Source organism: Shewanella sp. 11B5 (genome assembly GCF_002836795.1).
In the GTDB taxonomy this organism is placed as follows: Bacteria; Pseudomonadota; Gammaproteobacteria; order Enterobacterales; family Shewanellaceae; genus Shewanella; species Shewanella frigidimarina.
Genome location: NZ_PJAP01001132.1, coordinates 1 through 2,170, shown reverse-complemented (window position 1 = coordinate 2,170; position 2,170 = coordinate 1). Strand labels below are relative to the sequence as shown.

The 2,170-nt window shown below is 39.8% G+C and carries 4 protein-coding genes and 1 pseudogene; 2 read left to right on the top strand and 3 right to left on the bottom strand.

Translation table 11 applies throughout. The features are described from left to right. The 3 genes and pseudogenes from CXF78_RS21980 to CXF78_RS21140 form a co-directional block, all read right to left on the bottom strand. A pseudogene (locus tag CXF78_RS21980) lies at positions 1–105 on the bottom strand (RNA pseudouridine synthase); the annotation flags it as partial. 151 nt (positions 106–256) lie between these two features. After that, positions 257–847: a protein disulfide oxidoreductase gene (locus tag CXF78_RS21145; RefSeq protein ID WP_102037865.1), complete on the bottom strand. Its 591-nt coding sequence runs from the start codon at positions 845–847 to the stop codon at positions 257–259. A 29-nt stretch (positions 848–876) separates the two neighbouring features. Beyond that, the gene (locus tag CXF78_RS21140) at positions 877–1,473 is read right to left on the bottom strand and encodes an acyl carrier protein phosphodiesterase (RefSeq protein WP_102037864.1); all 597 of its coding nucleotides are present in this window, start codon (positions 1,471–1,473) and stop codon (positions 877–879) included. 194 nt (positions 1,474–1,667) lie between these two features. Between CXF78_RS21140 and CXF78_RS21135 the strand changes: the two genes are divergently transcribed. Continuing rightward, positions 1,668–1,856, top strand: coding sequence for a hypothetical protein (locus CXF78_RS21135; RefSeq protein WP_102037863.1), 189 nt, complete (start codon positions 1,668–1,670; stop codon positions 1,854–1,856). A gap of 68 nt (positions 1,857–1,924) precedes the next feature. Continuing rightward, positions 1,925–2,170: S-adenosylmethionine:tRNA ribosyltransferase-isomerase (locus CXF78_RS21130; protein WP_180957246.1), on the top strand; the 246-nt coding region annotated here is incomplete at its 3' end.

Below are 2,170 nucleotides of genomic sequence, written 5' to 3'. Positions count from 1 at the left end.
ATTTGATAATAGGCCTGAAGGCTTATTGATGACGATAATGTCACGGTCTTTATAGCGTATGTCCAACCACGGAATTGATGGTGGTTGATAAGTAAAGATGTGCATTATAAATTGTCTCTCTAATTGTGTCTGATTCAGGTATTGATGTGGCGAAACGTTAATCTCGCGAGTACTCATGTTGCGGATACTAACAAAGTTTTACTGATAACCAAAAACCAATTATTCGGCTGAATAATACTGTTTGGTTATCGCCGCTTTACCAGGTCGCTAGCCACAACCGTAATGACATTCCCCAACTGCTTGTTACGCCAGAGGTAACAAAGCGAATATTGTTTTCAGCATCAACGATATAAATAGCAGGCAATGCCATGGCGCCCCATTGTTGGCTTAATAACATTGTTTGATGCTGATTTTGTTGGTTGATTACATCAAAGTGATAATGATGTTGTTGCATAAAAGTATTAATGTCTGCATCGGTACCAGAGGCTACCGCAATGGAAACCACTTGATAATCTTGCTTTAGGTTGACCGAGTCCACCATTGGCGAGGTGACGCTACATACCGGACACCAAGTACCCCAAAAATAAACTAAGGTGGGTTTATGAGAGTTTGTCTGCCATTTTGCATGTTGTTGAACGCCAGTTGCTGTTGAGGTAAATAATGAAATTGGCTTCTGGGTAATCGAATGTGCGTTAATTGGAGTGGCAACGCCTGTTTGCATATCTCGCTGTAGATAACTCGCGATAGCGAACAACACCACCGCAATAACGATTATATCGCGTAGACTCGTTAGCCAAAACCGTTTGGTTTTGAGTGTGTATTTTAGATTAAGTAACCATGATGGCATACGACATTAATTCCTATAGATACCCTGTATTAAGGTAAATATGCTGCCGGAGTTTTACGACTATAAAGCCTACTATAGGCCATTAACTGCGGATAAAAGGTTCTAAATGCAATCTCGATATCAATATAAATCTTATCGATATCTTTAATGGCATGGTCAAAAAGTTCTGGTTTTGATAAACGACGACTGACGCCCTTAATCGCTTGATCTAATCCTTGCCTTGTTTGATAACTACTTAGCCAATCTTGCTGGATAATTTGTGGCGCAATGGCCTGTAACGTCGGAGGAAGTTCAAGTGTAGTATTAAGCTGGTGGTATGCTTTTTGGCAAAATTCATCTAATGGCTGATGATGATACTCTTCCCAATAAAATGCTAAGTAATGATCAAATACTAAGTCCACTAGTATCGGAGCAACACGACGTGAGGTTTTAGGGAACAACTTTAGTAGGTCAATAATAATTTCATGACTGTCAGTAATTTGGTCTATCTGGCGATGAAGCCATATCCCTTGTTGTAGATGTTTTGGATGTTGCTCTATGTTACCTTTTGCGAAATCACCCGACAAATTAGCTACTAGGTGAGTATCGCTGATGTCGGCTAAATGTAAGTGAGCTAAAAAGTTCATAAATTGTACTTCTAATTTTATTATTTTACAGTATGATACTAGCCGTTTGTAACAAAGCGTTACAAGATGGCGAGTGAGTGGAGTTAATCATAACGTTTTATAGATAAATGTCATGGAGTATTGAACTTCGTATTGTTGTAATGCGTATATGTAACTGCTTTTAAAAGGTTATAGGATTAATTTAGGGATCAAGGATGATGAAAGACTGGATTAAAAAATTATTGGGCAGGCCTGCTGCCCCCAAAAGAAATAAAGTACACATCGACATGCGTTATGAAGAGCATTCATACAAATCCGATCACACCTTTGACTCTGCCAAGTCAGATACTCTTGAATTGGACGATAGCGACACCGAGTCGATAGAACAAAAGCCGACAAAATAATCACCAAACTTGATCTTAACCTGCAGTCGCCATAGACTAGCGGCCGTTTTTACTGTTGAGATCATACTATGCGTGTTGCAGATTTTTCATTCGACCTACCTGATGAGCTGATTGCTCGCTATCCGACAGCACAACGCAATGCTTCGCGTTTACTCACATTAAGTGGCGAAAACGGTGAGCTTGCCGACAAAAAGTTTACAGATTTATTCAATCTGATCAATCCTGGAGACTTGATGGTGTTTAATAACACCCGAGTCATACCAGCACGTTTATTTGGTCAAAAGTCGACTGGCGGCAAGCTCGAAATTCTCGTT

Bases quoted from the DNA above. Each gene is read 5' to 3' on its own strand.
- CXF78_RS21145 (WP_102037865.1), bottom strand. From the start codon at position 847: ATGCCATCATGGTTACTTAATCTAAAATACACACTCAAAACCAAACGG.
- CXF78_RS21135 (WP_102037863.1), top strand. From the start codon at position 1,668: ATGATGAAAGACTGGATTAAAAAATTATTGGGCAGGCCTGCTGCCCCC.
- CXF78_RS21140 (WP_102037864.1), bottom strand. From the start codon at position 1,473: ATGAACTTTTTAGCTCACTTACATTTAGCCGACATCAGCGATACTCAC.